At 43.5% G+C, this 15,741-nt stretch carries 12 protein-coding genes; 10 read left to right on the top strand and 2 right to left on the bottom strand.

The features are described from left to right. Positions 1 to 80: 80 nt before the first annotated feature. Complete coding sequence (locus N596_RS05215) at positions 81 to 1,043, bottom strand: asparaginase (protein ID WP_023024226.1); 963 nt, start codon at positions 1,041 to 1,043, stop codon at positions 81 to 83. Positions 1,044 to 1,107: 64 nt separating this feature from the next. On the opposite strand from N596_RS05215, the gene N596_RS05210 reads away from it, so the two are divergent. Next, a complete protein-coding gene (locus N596_RS05210; RefSeq protein WP_023027196.1) occupies positions 1,108 to 2,535 on the top strand; it encodes a Cof-type HAD-IIB family hydrolase in 1,428 nt (475 codons plus the stop codon). 169 nt (positions 2,536 to 2,704) lie between these two features. Here the strand turns inward: N596_RS05210 and N596_RS05205 are convergent, their stop codons facing one another. Continuing rightward, complete coding sequence (locus tag N596_RS05205) at positions 2,705 to 3,157, bottom strand: universal stress protein (protein WP_023024222.1); 453 nt, start codon at positions 3,155 to 3,157, stop codon at positions 2,705 to 2,707. Positions 3,158 to 3,370: 213 nt separating this feature from the next. Between N596_RS05205 and N596_RS05200 the strand changes: the two genes are divergently transcribed. The 9 genes from N596_RS05200 to N596_RS05160 all read left to right on the top strand — a co-directional run bounded on the left by N596_RS05200 (position 3,371) and on the right by N596_RS05160 (position 15,740). Continuing rightward, the gene (locus N596_RS05200) at positions 3,371 to 4,585 is read left to right on the top strand and encodes a pyridoxal phosphate-dependent aminotransferase (RefSeq protein WP_023027195.1); all 1,215 of its coding nucleotides are present in this window, start codon (positions 3,371 to 3,373) and stop codon (positions 4,583 to 4,585) included. Positions 4,586 to 4,922: 337 nt separating this feature from the next. Then, complete coding sequence (codY, locus tag N596_RS05195; protein ID WP_023024217.1) at positions 4,923 to 5,711, top strand: GTP-sensing pleiotropic transcriptional regulator CodY; 789 nt, start codon at positions 4,923 to 4,925, stop codon at positions 5,709 to 5,711. Then, positions 5,711 to 6,280, top strand: coding sequence for a cysteine hydrolase family protein (locus tag N596_RS05190; RefSeq protein ID WP_023027194.1), 570 nt, complete (start codon positions 5,711 to 5,713; stop codon positions 6,278 to 6,280). Before codY ends, N596_RS05190 begins: the two co-directional genes overlap by 1 nt. A gap of 136 nt (positions 6,281 to 6,416) precedes the next feature. Further along, positions 6,417 to 6,719, top strand: coding sequence for an Asp-tRNA(Asn)/Glu-tRNA(Gln) amidotransferase subunit GatC (gene gatC / locus N596_RS05185; protein WP_023024213.1), 303 nt, complete (start codon positions 6,417 to 6,419; stop codon positions 6,717 to 6,719). Further along, positions 6,719 to 8,185, top strand: coding sequence for an Asp-tRNA(Asn)/Glu-tRNA(Gln) amidotransferase subunit GatA (gatA, locus tag N596_RS05180; protein ID WP_023027193.1), 1,467 nt, complete (start codon positions 6,719 to 6,721; stop codon positions 8,183 to 8,185). The genes gatC and gatA overlap by 1 nt, the downstream gene beginning before the upstream one ends. Further along, positions 8,185 to 9,630 (top strand): Asp-tRNA(Asn)/Glu-tRNA(Gln) amidotransferase subunit GatB, encoded by a 1,446-nt coding sequence (gatB, locus tag N596_RS05175; RefSeq protein WP_023024209.1) that lies wholly within the window; start codon positions 8,185 to 8,187, stop codon positions 9,628 to 9,630. The genes gatA and gatB overlap by 1 nt, the downstream gene beginning before the upstream one ends. A 192-nt stretch (positions 9,631 to 9,822) precedes the next feature. Further along, complete coding sequence (locus N596_RS05170) at positions 9,823 to 10,863, top strand: 2,3-butanediol dehydrogenase (protein ID WP_023024207.1); 1,041 nt, start codon at positions 9,823 to 9,825, stop codon at positions 10,861 to 10,863. Between the two features lie 155 nt (positions 10,864 to 11,018). Continuing rightward, positions 11,019 to 14,717 (top strand): pullulanase, encoded by a 3,699-nt coding sequence (locus N596_RS05165; RefSeq protein WP_042361213.1) that lies wholly within the window; start codon positions 11,019 to 11,021, stop codon positions 14,715 to 14,717. Between the two features lie 111 nt (positions 14,718 to 14,828). Beyond that, positions 14,829 to 15,740 (top strand): DMT family transporter, encoded by a 912-nt coding sequence (locus N596_RS05160; protein ID WP_023027191.1) that lies wholly within the window; start codon positions 14,829 to 14,831, stop codon positions 15,738 to 15,740. Position 15,741 lies beyond the last annotated feature (1 nt).

Here is a 15,741-nt window from a genome sequence, read left to right as displayed (position 1 = left end):
TCCGTCATTATCTCAGTTCATCAAAGCTATTTTTAAATTCAAAGGCGGATGGATTAACCATCACGCCTTCTATCCTTATTTTACCCTTCCATATAGTCTCTTAATTCTTCATCTTTTAAGCCAGCATTGATGGCAATCAAGAGTTTTAACCGAGCTTTAGCGGCATTGAGCTCTTTCACAAAGAAGATACCGTGATCGTGAAGTTGAACTCCGCCCCCGTCGTAAGCATAGACGGGTTCTGCAATCCCGTTAAAACAACGGGAAACCAAGGCAATGGGAAGACCGGCTTCCTGAAATTCAAATAGTTTCTCAGCTACTTCCTTAGGAAGATTTCCTGCTCCAAAGGCTTCAATAATCAAACCATCCATTTGATGGACATCTAGTAGATCAAGGAGTTCTGTTTTCATGCCAGCATAGGCGGAAATAATGGGGACGACTCCCTTGATTTCTTGCAAATCAAAACGCACACGGGGTTCAGCTGTTTTGAAGAAAAGAACTTCTTTTTTCATAACCAATCCTAGAGGACCATGTGTTGGGGTCTGGAAGGTGCTGACATTGGTTGTATGTGTTTTGGTCACGTACTTGGCTGCATGGACTTCATCATTCATCACGACCAAGACACCCTTGTCTTGTGATTTGGAATCTGCCGCAACTCGGATGGCCGTCAGATAGTTATAGACACCGTCACTTCCTAATTCGTTGGAGCTTCTCATGGCTCCTGTCAGGACTACAGAAATAGTTGGCAAGTCCATGGTATCTAAGAAGTAGGCTGTTTCTTCGAGAGTATCGGTACCATGGGTGATGACAATACCATCATACTGGTAAGCCTCTTTCTGAATCTTATGATAGAGTTGCAACATGTGCTGAGGAGTTACATGAGGGCTTGGTAAATTTAAAAAATCTTCTGAAGTGAGCTCAATCCCAGCTAGTGACAAATCAATATGGTTCATGGGGTTGGCTGAATTGGTCACGACAGCTCCTGTGGCGTCAGCCTGCATGGAGATGGTCCCTCCTGTATGAAGGGCCAAAATTTTCTTAATCATGTGTGTCTCCTTGAAATGTGTGTTATAATTTATTGTATCATAAAACGGAAAGAAAGCAGTTATCATGGAAATAAAAGCGGTCTTTTTTGACATTGACGGAACCTTGGTCAATGATAGTCGAATGGTTTTAAAGTCAACTGAAAAAGCCATTCGCGCCTTAAAGGAACAAGGGATTTTTGTTGGTTTGGCGACAGGGCGAGGACCGTTCTTTGTCCGTCCTTTTATCGAGCGTTATGACTTTGATTTCGCAGTCACCTATAATGGTCAGTATATTTTTACCAAGGACAAGATTTTATCTGCCTCTCCGATTGATAAGAAGAATCTTCGTCTCTTAATTGAATATGCAAAGAAACATCGCATCGAAATTGCTTTAGGGACAGAAGATGGAGTCGAAGGCTCTCGCATTATGAGTTTTGGGATGAGTCCGATTTCTCAATGGTCTGCACGTTTTGTACCGAAAGGTTTTTCGAAGGCAGTTAGTCAGGGCTTCAATAAGGTAGTCAGCAAGGCTGTTCCTCAGGATCAAAAGCAACTGCTACAAATTGCTCAAGGACCGGTTTATCAGGTTCTCTTATTAGCTAGTCCCAAGGACACCCAAAAAGTTGAGCAAGCTTTTCCTGAATTAAAATTCACTCGTTCTAGTCCCTTTGCGGCAGATGTGATCAACCCTGATAACTCAAAAATGGAGGGGATTCGGATTGTAGGAGAAGCATTTGGCTTCTCGATGGACCAAGTTATGGCCTTTGGAGATTCTGATAATGACATAGAGATGCTTTCGGGTGTCGGTCTGTCAATTGCGATGGGGAATGGGACCAGCAAGGTCAAAGAAGTGGCTCAGCACACAACGACTAGTAATACCAAGGACGGAATTCAAAAAGCGCTGGAACATTTTGGAATTATTACGGATCAGACTCTTTTTGTCAGTCGCGACGACCACTTTAATAAGGTCAAAGCCTTCCATCAACTCATGGATGGTCAAACTCAGGAAGAACCAAAGGCCTGGGACAATCAAGAGGCTCTTTACCGAACCATGTTTAAGCAGGAAGAATTGGTTGAATTTATTCGGGCAGCTAGTAAGGATGAAGCAATCTTCGATCGTTCAATTGAAAAATTGCATCAAGCTCTAGATGAGGCAGCGAATAAGGTTCGCAGCAAGCATCCCGCCGAGATCTCCATGGTAGGGCAGGTCGATGCCTTGATTGATACGCTGTATCTGACTTATGGTAGTTTCGTTCTAATGGGGGTCGATCCTGAAGAGGTCTTTGAGATTGTTCACCGCGCCAATATGGGGAAAATTTTCCCAGATGGTCAGGCTCACTTTGATGAAGTCACGCATAAAATTTTAAAACCAGACGACTGGGAAGAAAAGTATGCACCTGAACCAGCTATTCAAAAAGAGCTGGAACGGCAAATCAAAGCTTATCAAAAACATTGCTCTGAAAAAACAGTAGAATCTGAAGAAAATAAAAGAGAGTGGGACAGAAATCGGTAATTCGTTAGAATTCGATTTCGTCGTCCCACCTCCGCACAGTTGAGTAGGGCTGTAAAAGCTGATGAAATCAGCGTAGTAGAGCCCACTCAACCACTGCGTCTTGCTCGACAATCCAAAGACAATTGAGAGGCTAGGACTTTTGTCCCAGCCTCTTTGTTTTTTATAAAGTTTATAAGGTCTTTTCGGTCTCACGCACCACTAACAAATCAACTTTGGCATGGCGGAGGATGTATTCAGAAGAAGAGCCGACTAGTAAACGTTCAAAAGCATTTAGACCAGTCGCCCCAACCATGATGAGATCAACTTCCTCTGCTTCAGGGATATCAGTCGCTAAGAGGACTTTTGGATTTCCCATTTCGACCACTGAAGCAATATTTTGGACACCGGCTTCTTTTGCACGCTTGATATAACCTTCTAATAGTTCATTAGCCTCTGTTTGGAATCCTTCATACACTTCGGCATCAAAACTAGAGACACTTTGTAAGGCACGTGTATCAACGACATGAGCAAGGGTAAGTTTTGAACCGTTTCGCAAGGCTACATTCACACCTTTCTCAAAAGCGAGTTCAGCTTCGCGAGATCCATCAACTGCAACCATAATGTTTTCGTATTTTTGAGACATGTTCCGTCCTCCTTTAGTGCTTGAAAACGTGAAAATGAAATGGATGAGCCCATTTATGTTACCTATAATTATATTTTAAACTTTTTAGCATAGAAAGTAAAGGTCAAATAAGCTATCTATAGGATTTCATCGAGAATGAAAGAGGTTGCTCAGTTGTACTCAAGATTAACTAGTGGTATAATGGAAGCAGTTTGATAAAGTGAGGAAAAAATCATGAAAGAATACAATAAGTCCGTCAAGCTAGAGCACGTTGCTTACGATATTCGTGGTCCAGTATTAGAAGAAGCGATGCGCATGCGGGCAAACGGGGAGAAAATCCTTCGCTTAAATACAGGAAATCCGGCTGAATTTGGTTTCACGGCTCCCGATGAAGTCATTCATGATTTGATTATGAATGCTCGGGATAGTGAAGGGTATTCAGATTCAAAAGGAATTTTTTCTGCCCGTAAGGCAATTATGCAGTATAGCCAATTGAAAAAGATTCCGAATGTTGAGATTGATGACATTTATATTGGAAATGGTGTCAGTGAGCTAATCGTGATGTCTATGCAAGGCTTGTTGGATAATGGCGATGAAGTACTTGTACCGATGCCAGACTATCCTCTATGGACAGCAGCGGTCAGCCTAGCAGGTGGTAATGCAGTGCACTATGTCTGTGATGAAGAGGCTGAGTGGTATCCTGATATTGAAGATATCAAGTCAAAAATCACTTCAAACACCAAGGCTATCGTCGTGATCAATCCCAATAACCCGACCGGGGCTCTCTATCCAGATGAGGTGTTGTTGGAAATCGTCGAGATTGCGCGCCAACATGGCTTGATTATCTTTGCGGATGAAATCTATGATCGCTTGGTCATGGATGGTGCTAAACATACAGCCATTGCCAGCCTGGCTCCAGATTTGTTCTGTGTCAGCATGAACGGTTTGTCCAAATCACACCGCATCGCGGGCTTCCGTGTGGGCTGGATGGTTTTGTCTGGACCCAAACACCATGTGAAAGGCTATATCGAAGGTTTGAACATGCTCTCTAATATGCGCCTGTGTTCAAACGTCTTGGCTCAACAAGTGGTTCAGACTTCTTTGGGAGGCTACCAGTCAGTGGACGAACTCTTGCTTCCAGGTGGTCGAATCTACGAACAACGGAACTTTATCTATAAGGCCATCAATGATATTCCAGGACTCTCAGCTGTCAAACCAAAAGCCGGTCTCTATATCTTCCCTAAGATTGATCGAGAAATGTACCGAGTAGATGATGATGAGCAATTTGTCTTGGAATTCTTGAAACAAGAAAAGGTTCTTTTGGTTCACGGACGTGGATTCAACTGGAAAGAGCCAGATCATTTCCGGATCGTTTACCTTCCTCGAGTAGAAGAATTGGCTCAAATTCAAGAGAAGATGACCCGTTTCTTAAAACAATACAAACGATAAGCAGATAGAGAGAGTGGGACAGAAATCGTTAATTCGTTAGAATTCGATTTCTTCGTCCCACCTCCGCACAGTTGAGTAGGGCTGTAAAAGCTGATGAAATCAGTGTAATAGAGCCCACTCAACTACTGCGTCTTGCTCGACAATCCAAAGACAATTGAGAGGCTGGGATTTTTGTCCCAGCCTCTTTTTTGACTGAGTGAAGCGAATATTTTGTTACATAAGGATAATTATTCTGAATTGAATAGAATTGTAGAAAAAATAAATAATTTTCAGATAATTTGATTGAAATTCCCTCGCTTATATGATATACTTTAGCTGACTATATGCGAGGTTTATTATGGCTAAATTATTAGAAAAAACGAGAAAAATTACATCTATCTTGAAGCGTTCTGAAGAACAGTTGCAAGACGAAATGCCTTACAATGCAATTGCCCGTCAACTGGCTGATATCATTCATTGTAATGCTTGTATTATTAATAGCAAGGGGACTCTCCTTGGTTATTTCATGCGTTACAAGACTAATAATGACCGGGTTGAGGCTTTTTTTGACAATAAAAAATTACCAGAAGATTACGCTAAAGCAGCTAGTTTAGTCTATGATACAGAGGCAAATTTAGATGTGGACCACGATTTAAGTATCTTTCCAGTAGAGACCAAGTCTGAATTTCCTGATGGCTTGACGACCATTGCTCCTATTCATGTATCTGGGATTCGCTTGGGATCTTTGATTATCTGGCGCAATGATAAAGAGTTTGATGACGATGATTTGATCTTGGTTGAGATTGCTAGTACAGTAGTTGGGATTCAAATGTTGAACTTCCAACGAGAGGAAGACGAGAAAAATATTCGTCGCCGTACTGCAGTCAATATGGCTGTGAACACCTTGTCCTATTCAGAATTGCGGGCAGTTTCTGCTATCCTTGGTGAATTGAAAGGAAATGAAGGCCAGTTGACGGCTTCTGTCATTGCGGATCGGATTGGTATTACGCGCTCTGTGATTGTCAATGCACTGCGGAAGCTGGAGTCAGCAGGAATTATTGAAAGTCGTTCGCTTGGGATGAAGGGGACCTACCTTAAAGTGTTGATCCCAGATATTTTTGAAGAAATTAAGAAAAGAGACTACTAATGAACAAAGCGTTAATTTCGATTGACTACACCTTTGATTTTGTAGCGGATGAAGGTAAGCTAACAGCAGGAGCTTCTGCACAGGCCATTTCTGATAGCATTGCCCAGGTGACTCAATTGGCCTTTGACCAAGGTGCCTATATCTTTTTTGCTATTGATGCTCATGAAGGGAATGATCCCTTTCATCCAGAAAGCAAGCTTTTCCCACCCCATAATATCATTGGGACCAGTGGGCGGGACTTGTACGGCCCCTTAGCTGATTTTTATCAGCAACATCAAGCTGATCCACGCGTCTTTTGGATGGACAAGCGTCATTATTCTGCTTTTTCAGGAACTGACTTGGATATCCGTCTTCGAGAACGTGGCGTGGATACTGTTGTTTTGACGGGAGTCTTAACAGATATTTGTGTCCTCCATACAGCGGTTGATGCCTACAATCTTGGCTATCAGATTGAAGTGGTAGAACCGGCAGTAGCGTCGCTTACTCCTGAAAACCACCAGTTTGCTTTAAATCATTTCAAACATGTTTTGGGAGCAAAACTTGTGAATGAACAATTAGAAGAATGTTAAGAAGAGAGTTCGAGGAGAGAGGCCTAATGGCTACGCTTCCTTGGACTCTATTTTCTTGCCAAACTACCGCATAAATACTAAAAATATGGTAAAATAGAGGGTATTGAAAAATCATCATTTCACGAAAGGAAGCAAGATGAAAATTACGCAAGAAGAGGTAACCCACGTTGCCAATCTTTCAAAATTGAAATTCTCTCCAGAAGAGACAGCTGAGTTTGCGACAACCTTGTCTAAAATTGTCGACATGGTGGAATTATTGGAAGAGGTGGACACAACCGATGTGGCTCCAACAACGACCATGGCGGATCGCAAGACTGTATTGCGTCCGGATATTGCTGAAAAAGGGACGGACCGTGACCGCTTGTTTAAAAATGTACCTGAAAAAGATAACTACTACATCAAGGTACCAGCTATCCTAGAAGATGGAGGAGATGCCTAATGTCATTCAACCATAAAACCATTGAAGAGTTACACGCTCTCCTTGTTTCTAAGGAAATTTCAGCAACAGAATTGACTCAAGCGACTCTTGACGATATCAAGTCGCGTGAAGAAGCAGTCAATGCCTTTGTGACGGTAGCAGAAGAAGCTGCCCTTGCACAAGCCAAGGCCATTGACGAAAAAGGAATCGATGCAGACAACCTCCTGTCAGGGATTCCACTCGCTGTCAAAGATAACATCTCTACTGACGGCATCTTGACCACTGCGGCTTCAAAAATGCTCTACAACTACGAGCCGATCTTTGATGCGACAGCAGTTGCCAATGCCAAAGCTAAAGATATGATTGTCATCGGGAAGACCAACATGGATGAATTTGCCATGGGTGGATCTGGTGAGACTTCTTACTATGGACCAACCAAGAATGCTTGGGACCACAGCAAGGTTCCTGGGGGTTCATCCAGTGGTTCGGCAGCAGCTGTAGCTTCGGGTCAAGTCCGTTTGTCCCTTGGTTCGGATACAGGTGGTTCTATCCGCCAGCCAGCTGCTTTTAACGGGATTGTTGGACTCAAGCCTACTTATGGAACGGTTTCCCGTTTTGGTCTGATCGCTTTTGGTAGCTCATTGGATCAAATTGGTCCTTTTGCGCCAACAGTTAAGGAAAATGCCCTCTTGCTTAATGTCATTGCTAGCGAAGATGTTAAAGATTCAACTTCTGCACCAGTACGTGTAGCAGACTATACTTCTAAGATTGGTCAAGACATCAAAGGTATGAAGATTGCCCTTCCGAAAGAATATCTTGGGGAAGGAATTGACCCAGAAGTCAAAGAAACCATCCTTAATGCGGCTAAGCACTTTGAAAAATTGGGAGCAACAGTCGAAGAAGTCAGCTTGCCTCATTCTAAATACGGGGTTGCTGTCTACTACATCATTGCTTCTTCAGAAGCATCTTCAAACTTGCAACGTTTCGATGGCATTCGTTATGGTTTCCGTGCGGAAGATGCTAAGAACTTGGACGATATCTATGTCAACACTCGTAGCCAAGGTTTTGGTGATGAGGTCAAACGCCGGATCATGCTTGGGACCTTTAGTTTGTCATCAGGATACTACGATGCATACTACAAGAAGGCTGGTCAAGTCCGGACCCTTATTATCCAAGACTTTGAAAAAGTCTTTGCGGATTACGATTTGATTTTAGGTCCTACAGCACCAAGTGTAGCATTTGATTTGGATTCGCTCAGCCATGATCCAGTTGCAATGTACTTGGCGGATTTGTTGACCATTCCAGTTAACCTGGCAGGTCTACCAGGGATTTCGATTCCTGCAGGCTTTGCCCAAGGACTTCCAGTTGGTTTGCAGTTGATTGGTCCTAAGTATTCCGAAGAAACGATCTATCAAGCCGCAGCAGCATTTGAAGCAACGACGGATTACCACAAGCAACAACCCCTTATTTTCGGAGGTGACAATTAATGAACTTTGAAACAGTCATCGGACTTGAAGTCCACGTTGAATTGAATACAAATTCAAAAATTTTCTCACCAACCTCTGCTCACTTTGGGAACGAGCAAAATGCCAATACCAATGTGATCGACTGGTCTTTCCCAGGGGTACTTCCTGTCTTGAACAAGGGTGTTGTGGATGCTGGAATCAAGGCTGCCTTGGCGCTGAACATGGATATCCACCAGCACATGCACTTTGACCGTAAGAACTATTTCTATCCGGATAATCCAAAGGCCTACCAAATTTCGCAATTTGACGAGCCAATTGGTTACAACGGTTGGATTGAAGTGCAATTAGAAGACGGCTCAACCAAGAAAATCGGGATTGAACGGGCTCACTTGGAAGAAGATGCCGGTAAGAACACGCATGGAACAGACGGTTTCTCATATGTAGACCTTAACCGTCAAGGGGTGCCATTGATCGAAATCGTATCTGAAGCCGATATGCGTTCTCCAGAAGAAGCCTACGCTTATTTGACAGCCCTCAAAGAAGTTATCCAGTACACAGGTATTTCTGACGTCAAGATGGAAGAAGGATCCATGCGGGTCGATGCCAACATTTCTCTTCGCCCATACGGTCAAGAGGAATTTGGTACCAAGACGGAGTTGAAAAACTTGAACTCTTTCTCAAACGTCCGTAAGGGTCTTGAATATGAAGTGGAGCGTCAAGCGAAAATCTTGCGTTCAGGTGGGATCATTCGTCAAGAAACACGTCGTTACGATGAAGCCAACAAGAGCACCATCCTTATGCGGGTCAAAGAAGGGGCAGCGGATTATCGTTACTTCCCAGAACCAGACCTTCCCTTGTTTGAAATCTCAGACGAGTGGATCGAGGAAATGCGTGCGGAGTTGCCAGAATTTCCAAAAGACCGTCGGGCTCGCTATGTGGCAGAGCTTGGCTTGTCTGACTATGATGCCAACCAATTGACAGCGACTAAAGTGACCTCTGACTTCTTTGAAGCAGCGGTAGCCCTTGGTGGAGATGCTAAACAAGTGTCTAACTGGCTCCAAGGAGAAGTGGCGCAATTCTTGAACGCGGAAGGCAAAACGCTGGAAGAAATCCAATTGACACCAGAAAACTTGGTAGAAATGATTGCCATCATCGAAGATGGCACCATCTCCTCTAAGATTGCCAAGAAAGTCTTCGTTCACTTGGCGAAAAATGGTGGCGGTGCGCGTGAATACGTCGAAAAAGCTGGATTGGTACAGATTTCAGACCCTGAAGTCTTGATTCCAATCATCCACCAAGTCTTTGCAGATAATGAAGCAGCCGTAGCCGACTTTAAGTCAGGGAAACGGAATGCTGACAAGGCCTTTACAGGCTTCCTCATGAAAGCAACCAAAGGCCAAGCCAACCCACAAGTAGCTCTCAAGTTACTTGCCCAAGAGTTGGCAAAGTTGAAAGATAGTGAATAAAAGGAACAGGCACCTTTAGGTGTCTGTTTTTCTAGTACTTCATAAGTGGGGTGAAAATTATATCTATTTTCGAATGGAAAATAGTCAGTTAAGCTTTCAATCCTCCTTGACAAAGTTTGTGAAAAGGCTTACAATGAGTTTATCAAGTTTCCTGAAAGGGAATTACAATTCATAGAAAAATAGGAGAATCATATGGAAACAATGAAAGCTGCCCGCTGGCATGGCAAAAAGGACGTTCGTATCGAGGAAGTGGAAGTCCCAGAAGTACAACCTCATCAAGTAAAGGTTGCGGTCAAATTCACGGGAATCTGTGGAACAGACTTGCATGAATACTTGGATGGGCCAATCTTCATTCCAACAGAAGAGCATGTTTATTCTGGTCAAAAAGCACCCGTGACCCTCGGTCATGAGTTTGCTGGAGAAATTGTTGAGGTTGGAAGCAATGTGACTCGTGTCAAAGTCGGGGATCGTGTAACAATCGAACCAATTTTGGCAAAACACAACTTAATTGGTGATTATAACCTCGATCCAAACTTGAATTTTGTTGGCCTTGCTGCAGATGGAGGTTTTGCTAAATATTGTGTCCTAGATGGAGATTTGGTCCATGTGATTCCAGATAGCTTGAGCTATGAACAAGCTGCTCTTACAGAACCTGCTGCTGTTGCCGTTTATGCAGTTCGTCAGTCTGCTTTGAAAACTGGGGATACAGCTGTTATCTTTGGTTTGGGCCCAATCGGTCTTTTGATCGTGGAAGCTCTCCGTGCAGCTGGGGCATCGAAAATTTATGCAGTTGAATTGTCTCCTGAACGCCAAGCTAAGGCTGAAGAATTGGGTGCCATTGTGGTTCGCCCAGAAGAAGGTGAATCAATCGTTGAAGCCATTCATCGTTTGACGGATGGTGGAGCGGATGTTTCTTATGAAGTGACAGGGGTTCCTGTTGTTCTTGGACAAGCTTTGGCAGCTGTGCATAAGGCTGGTGAGTGTATGGTTGTTTCTATTTGGGAACGTGAAGCCAGCATCAATCCAAATGAATTCGCCATTCAAGAAAAGACCCTCAAAGGGATTATCGCTTATCGTCACATCTTCCCTAAAGTATTGGAATTGATGGAACAAGGCTACTTCTCTGCTGAAAAATTGGTGACCAAGAAAATTAAATTGGAAAATATCGTTGAAGAAGGATTTGTTGAATTAACACAAGATAAGGCCCAAATTAAGATTTTGGTTGAGCCATGATCTACCATACATTTATAATATAACCAGTCCATTTGGGCTGGTTTTTTTAATGAGGGAGAACAATAGAAAAAGGTAGTATAAATTACGAAAACGCTTGCATAAATAATTTTAACATGCTATACTGGTTGAACACTAATCATTTTAAGGAGACATTTATGAAACAGAAACCTTCTGTGAAAGGCGATAAACAAGTCGTCTATGCGATTCGTCGATTGAAAAATGGCGTTGCTTCAGTTGCGATTGCGACAAGTTTAGCCTTATTAACGGCCTTTGCTAGTCCGGTCAGTGCGGATGAAGCCATCAACACCCCTGCACAAGCCTCAGAAGTGGTGACAAGCCCTTCTAATGAAGAGGTGAGTTCTTCATCTGAGGTGAAACCAGCTACGAAGACTGAGACAAGCGAAACCCCAAAAGTGGCGGATGAAAGTGTCACAGCGCCTAAAAATGTAAGCGCAGTCACTGAAGAGGTGGTAGCTCCTAAGTCTGAGAAGGCAGAGGAACCGATTGCTGATCAGACTATCCGGATTCACGTGAAAAAGCTACCGGAAGAAAACAAGGAAACGCAAGGCCTTTGGACCTGGGATGATGTTGAAAAACCATCTGAAAACTGGCCGACAGGTGCCCAATCCTTTAAGGATGCAAAGACAGATGACTACGGCTATTATCTAGATGTCAAGCTTAAAAATGAGCAGGCTAAGAAGATTAGCTTCCTCATCAACAATGTTAAAGGGGACAATATCACAGGGGACAAGTCAATTGAATTGCTCTCCCCAAAAATGAATGAAGCTTGGTTGGACGACAAATTTAAAGTCTATTCTTATCAACCTCAAGCAGAGGGAACTGTCCGAGTAAATTACTACCGGACAGATGGCAACTATGACAAAAAATCTCTCTGGTATTGGGGAGATGTAAAGAATCCGAGCAGTGCCGCCTGGCCAGATGGGACAGATTTTACAGCGACAGGGAAATACGGTCGTTACATCGATATCCCCCTAAAGGAAGCTGCAAAAGAATTTGGTTTCTTATTATTGGACGAGAGCAAGTCTGGAGACGATGTGAAGATTCGACAAGAAGATTATAAATTTACTGATTTAAAGAACCATAGCCAGATATTCTTACGGGATGATGATCCGACCGTTTACACCAACCCATACTATGTCAACGATATCCGTATGACGGGGGCTCAACATGTCGGTAAAGAAAAAATTGAAGCCAGCTTCTCGACCTTGGCTGGAGCACAGAAAGAGGAGTTGCTCAAGCGGACCAAGATCACGGATGCTCAGGGCAATCCTGTCACCATCTCGGACCTGCTTTTAGATGAGAAAGGCAAGAAAGTAACCTATACGGGGGATTTCTCACAAGTTGATCAGTCCTATACCGTTCAATACGATAATGACCGCTTTACGACCAAAATGAACTGGCGCCTCAAGGATGAAGCCTATAGCTATGATGGGACTCTTGGAGCTCATCTTCATGAAGCTGGGAAAAAAGTGGATCTCACCCTCTGGTCACCAAGTGCGGACAAAGTATCTGTTGTCGTCTATGATAAGAAGGATTCTGAAAAACTAGTTGGCCGTGTGGCTCTGGAAAAAGGGGAGCGAGGCACTTGGAAGCAGACTCTTTCAGGTGATTCAGGACTGGGAATCCAAGATTATACCGGCTATTTCTACCAGTATGAAATTGAACGCCAAGGGAAAACCTTCACAGTCCTTGATCCTTATGCCAAATCGTTGGCAGCTTGGAACAGTGAATTGGCCAAGACAGATGATGTCCATAAGGTAGCAAAAGCAGCCTTTGTTGATCCAAGTAGATTAGGTCCGAGTGACTTAACCTATGCGTCCATTCCAAACTTTAAGAAACGGGAAGATGCTATCATCTATGAAGCCCATGTCCGAGATTTCACTTCTGATCCGGCTTTGGCATCAGAGCTTAAGAGTCAATTTGGGACCTTTGCCTCCTTTGTTGAAAAATTGGATTACCTCAAAGACCTTGGTGTAACGCACATTCAACTCTTACCAGTTCTATCTTATTACCACGTCAATGAATTAAAAAACAACGAGCGCTTGTTAGAGTATGCCTCAAGCAATAGCAACTACAACTGGGGATATGATCCACAGAACTACTTTGCCTTGACAGGTATGTACTCAACCGATCCAAGCAATCCTCAAAAACGAATTGAAGAATTCAAGAATTTGGTCAATGAAATTCATAAGCGAGGAATGGGAGTGGTCCTAGACGTTGTCTATAACCATACAGCGAATGTCGACATCTTTGAAGATATCGAGCCAAATTACTACCATTTCATGGATGCGGATGGGACGCCTCGGACGAGCTTTGGTGGTGGACGCTTGGGTACAACCCACTACATGTCCAAACGGGTCTTGGTCGATTCGATCAAGTATTTAGTGGATACTTACAAGGTAGACGGTTTCCGATTTGATATGATGGGGGACCATGATGCGGCCTCTATCGAAGAAGCCTACAAGGCAGCCCGGGCTCTAAACCCTAATCTGATCATGTTGGGAGAAGGCTGGGTGACCTATGCAGGTGATGAAAACAGTCCTGTACAACCAGCAGACCAATCCTGGATGAAGAAAACAGACACGGTTGCAGTATTCTCAGATGATGTTCGAAACAATCTAAAATCGGGCTATCCAAATGAGGGACAACCAGCCTTTATCACCAATGGAAAACGGAAGATTGCGACTATCTTTAAGAATCTCATCGCACAACCAACCAACTTTGAGGCAGATAGTCCAGGTGATGTTATCCAATACATTGCAGCCCATGATAATTTAACTCTCTTTGATATTATCGCTCAGTCTATCAAGAAGGATCCAAGCATTCCAGCAAATAATGCAGAGATTCATCGTCGCTTGCGTCTCGGAAATCTGCTCGTCTTGACAGCTCAAGGAACACCTTTCCTTCATTCTGGTCAAGAATATGGTCGGACTAAGCAGTTCAAGGATCCAGCTTACCGCACGCCAGTTTCTGATGACAAGGTTCCAAACAAATCTCATTTGTTGGTAGATGAAAATGGAAAACCATTTGACTACCCTTACTTTATCCATGATTCCTATGACTCAAGTGATGCCGTCAACCACTTTGATTGGGAAAAAGCAACCAATGAAGCCCTCTATCCAGAGAATACGCGCTCTCGCGCCTTCACCAAAGGATTGATTGCCCTTCGTAAGTCGACTGATGCCTTCCGCATGGATAACATGGATGAAGTGAAGAGTCGCGTCAAGCTCTTGACGATTCCAGGTGAGAATGGTGTGGAAGAAGAGGATCAGGTGATTGGCTACCAAATCACTGCAAGCAATGGAGAAGTATACTTGGTATTGGTCAATGCAGATACCAAGGCGCGTGATTTTTCTCTAGGAACTGATCTAGAACGCTTTAAAAATGCGGATGTTCTAGTGGATGGGGAACGTGCAGGTGTTATCAATTTGACGGATCCAAAGGGAATTTCTTGGACAGAAAGAGGCCTTCGACTAGATGCATTAACAGCAACTGTCTTACGCTTGTCTACTAAGGAAGAAGTTGAAAATCCTGTTCTCCCGGATCGTCTTCAATACCATACGCTGGTATCTCCATCTCCAGAGAAAGTCCTTCCTTCGCAAACTGCTCAACCGACGCCACAGCTTCTTGCTCAAAAGAAAGAAAATACAGAGGTTCAAGCTTTAGCTCCTCATCATGACTCCGTGTCAGTTGAAGATGGAGAAGAAGCAAGTCCAGCCCGCGCGCTTCCTGAAACAGGAGAAGCGAGCTCCAACCTCACCAGCTTGGCCGGGCTTCTACTTTTAGGTAGTCTCGGGTTAGGGATGGCTAAGAAAGGGAGAAAAGAAGACTAATCTCTTCTAGATGGGCCCTTAAAAATACTTTTTAAATCCTACAGTAAATCAGCCCATTTGGGCTGATTTTTGTGTTACAATTAGGATGTAAAAAAAATCTGTGGAGGCAGCATGTCTACAACTCTAAAAGGGACTCTGATTACTTTAATAGCGGGGATTGCTTGGGGACTATCCGGAGTCAGCGGGCAATATTTAATGGTTCACGGATTTTCGGCTATTGGCTTAACAAATCTTCGTTTACTTTTTTCTGGCATTGTCCTTATTATTCTTTCCTGCCTTGCAGATAAGGAGAAGTTTTTGGCCTTTGTCAAAGATAAATCTTCCTACCTTCCGCTCCTTAATTTTGCCTTTTTAGGATTGTTATTGACTCAGCTAACCTATTTAGAGGCGATTGCAGAATCCAATGCTGGGACAGCCACTGTGTTACAGTATCTCTGTCCAGTGGGTATTTTGGCTTATACTTGTGTCAAGGATAGAGTGGCCCCTACACTAGCAGAAGTGATTTCGATGCTTCTAGCGATTGGTGGCACATTCTTAATAGCAACACACGGTCAAGTCAACCATCTGGCCATTAATCCCAAAGGTTTGGCTTGGGGAGTGGTGTCAGCCTTTGCCTATGCCCTCTATATCATTTTACCTCTTAAATTGATTCAAAAATGGGGAAGTATGCTGGTAATTGGAGTTGGGATGGCCATTCCAGGAATCTTGATGCTCCCTTTTAGCGGTCTTCTTTCTTCTTCTGGAAACTACAGACTGGATACCTGGATGGCTCTTTTTGGTTTGGTGGTCATTGGGACGATTTTTGCCTATACAGCCTTTCTGAAAGGGACCTCTCTGGTAGGGGCTGTTAAAGGAAGCTTGCTGGCATCCTTTGAGCCGATTTCGGCGGTTTTCTTTGCCTTTGTCATTATGAAGGAACATTTCTTTATCATTGATTTTTTGGGGATGGGCATGATTCTGTTAGCAGTCCTCCTCATCACCCTAAAAGACTTCATTATTCAAAAGGAAAAAGGGATTCTATAAA

Source organism: Streptococcus ilei (assembly GCF_000479335.1).
Lineage (GTDB): Bacteria > Bacillota > Bacilli > Lactobacillales > Streptococcaceae > Streptococcus > Streptococcus ilei.
Note: the sequence above shows the minus strand (reverse complement) of the source record. Positions and strands in the feature narration are given on the sequence as shown.

Excerpts from the sequence above, each read along its gene's own strand:
- N596_RS05205 (WP_023024222.1), bottom strand. The coding sequence starts at position 3,157 with ATGTCTCAAAAATACGAAAACATTATGGTTGCAGTTGATGGATCTCGC.
- gatB (WP_023024209.1), top strand. The coding sequence starts at position 8,185 with ATGAACTTTGAAACAGTCATCGGACTTGAAGTCCACGTTGAATTGAAT.
- N596_RS05190 (WP_023027194.1), top strand. The coding sequence starts at position 5,711 with ATGAACAAAGCGTTAATTTCGATTGACTACACCTTTGATTTTGTAGCG.
- N596_RS05165 (WP_042361213.1), top strand. The coding sequence starts at position 11,019 with ATGAAACAGAAACCTTCTGTGAAAGGCGATAAACAAGTCGTCTATGCG.
- N596_RS05215 (WP_023024226.1), bottom strand. The coding sequence starts at position 1,043 with ATGATTAAGAAAATTTTGGCCCTTCATACAGGAGGGACCATCTCCATG.
- codY (WP_023024217.1), top strand. The coding sequence starts at position 4,923 with ATGGCTAAATTATTAGAAAAAACGAGAAAAATTACATCTATCTTGAAG.
- gatC (WP_023024213.1), top strand. The coding sequence starts at position 6,417 with ATGAAAATTACGCAAGAAGAGGTAACCCACGTTGCCAATCTTTCAAAA.
- gatA (WP_023027193.1), top strand. The coding sequence starts at position 6,719 with ATGTCATTCAACCATAAAACCATTGAAGAGTTACACGCTCTCCTTGTT.
- N596_RS05210 (WP_023027196.1), top strand. The coding sequence starts at position 1,108 with ATGGAAATAAAAGCGGTCTTTTTTGACATTGACGGAACCTTGGTCAAT.
- N596_RS05160 (WP_023027191.1), top strand. The coding sequence starts at position 14,829 with ATGTCTACAACTCTAAAAGGGACTCTGATTACTTTAATAGCGGGGATT.
- N596_RS05200 (WP_023027195.1), top strand. The coding sequence starts at position 3,371 with ATGAAAGAATACAATAAGTCCGTCAAGCTAGAGCACGTTGCTTACGAT.
- N596_RS05170 (WP_023024207.1), top strand. The coding sequence starts at position 9,823 with ATGGAAACAATGAAAGCTGCCCGCTGGCATGGCAAAAAGGACGTTCGT.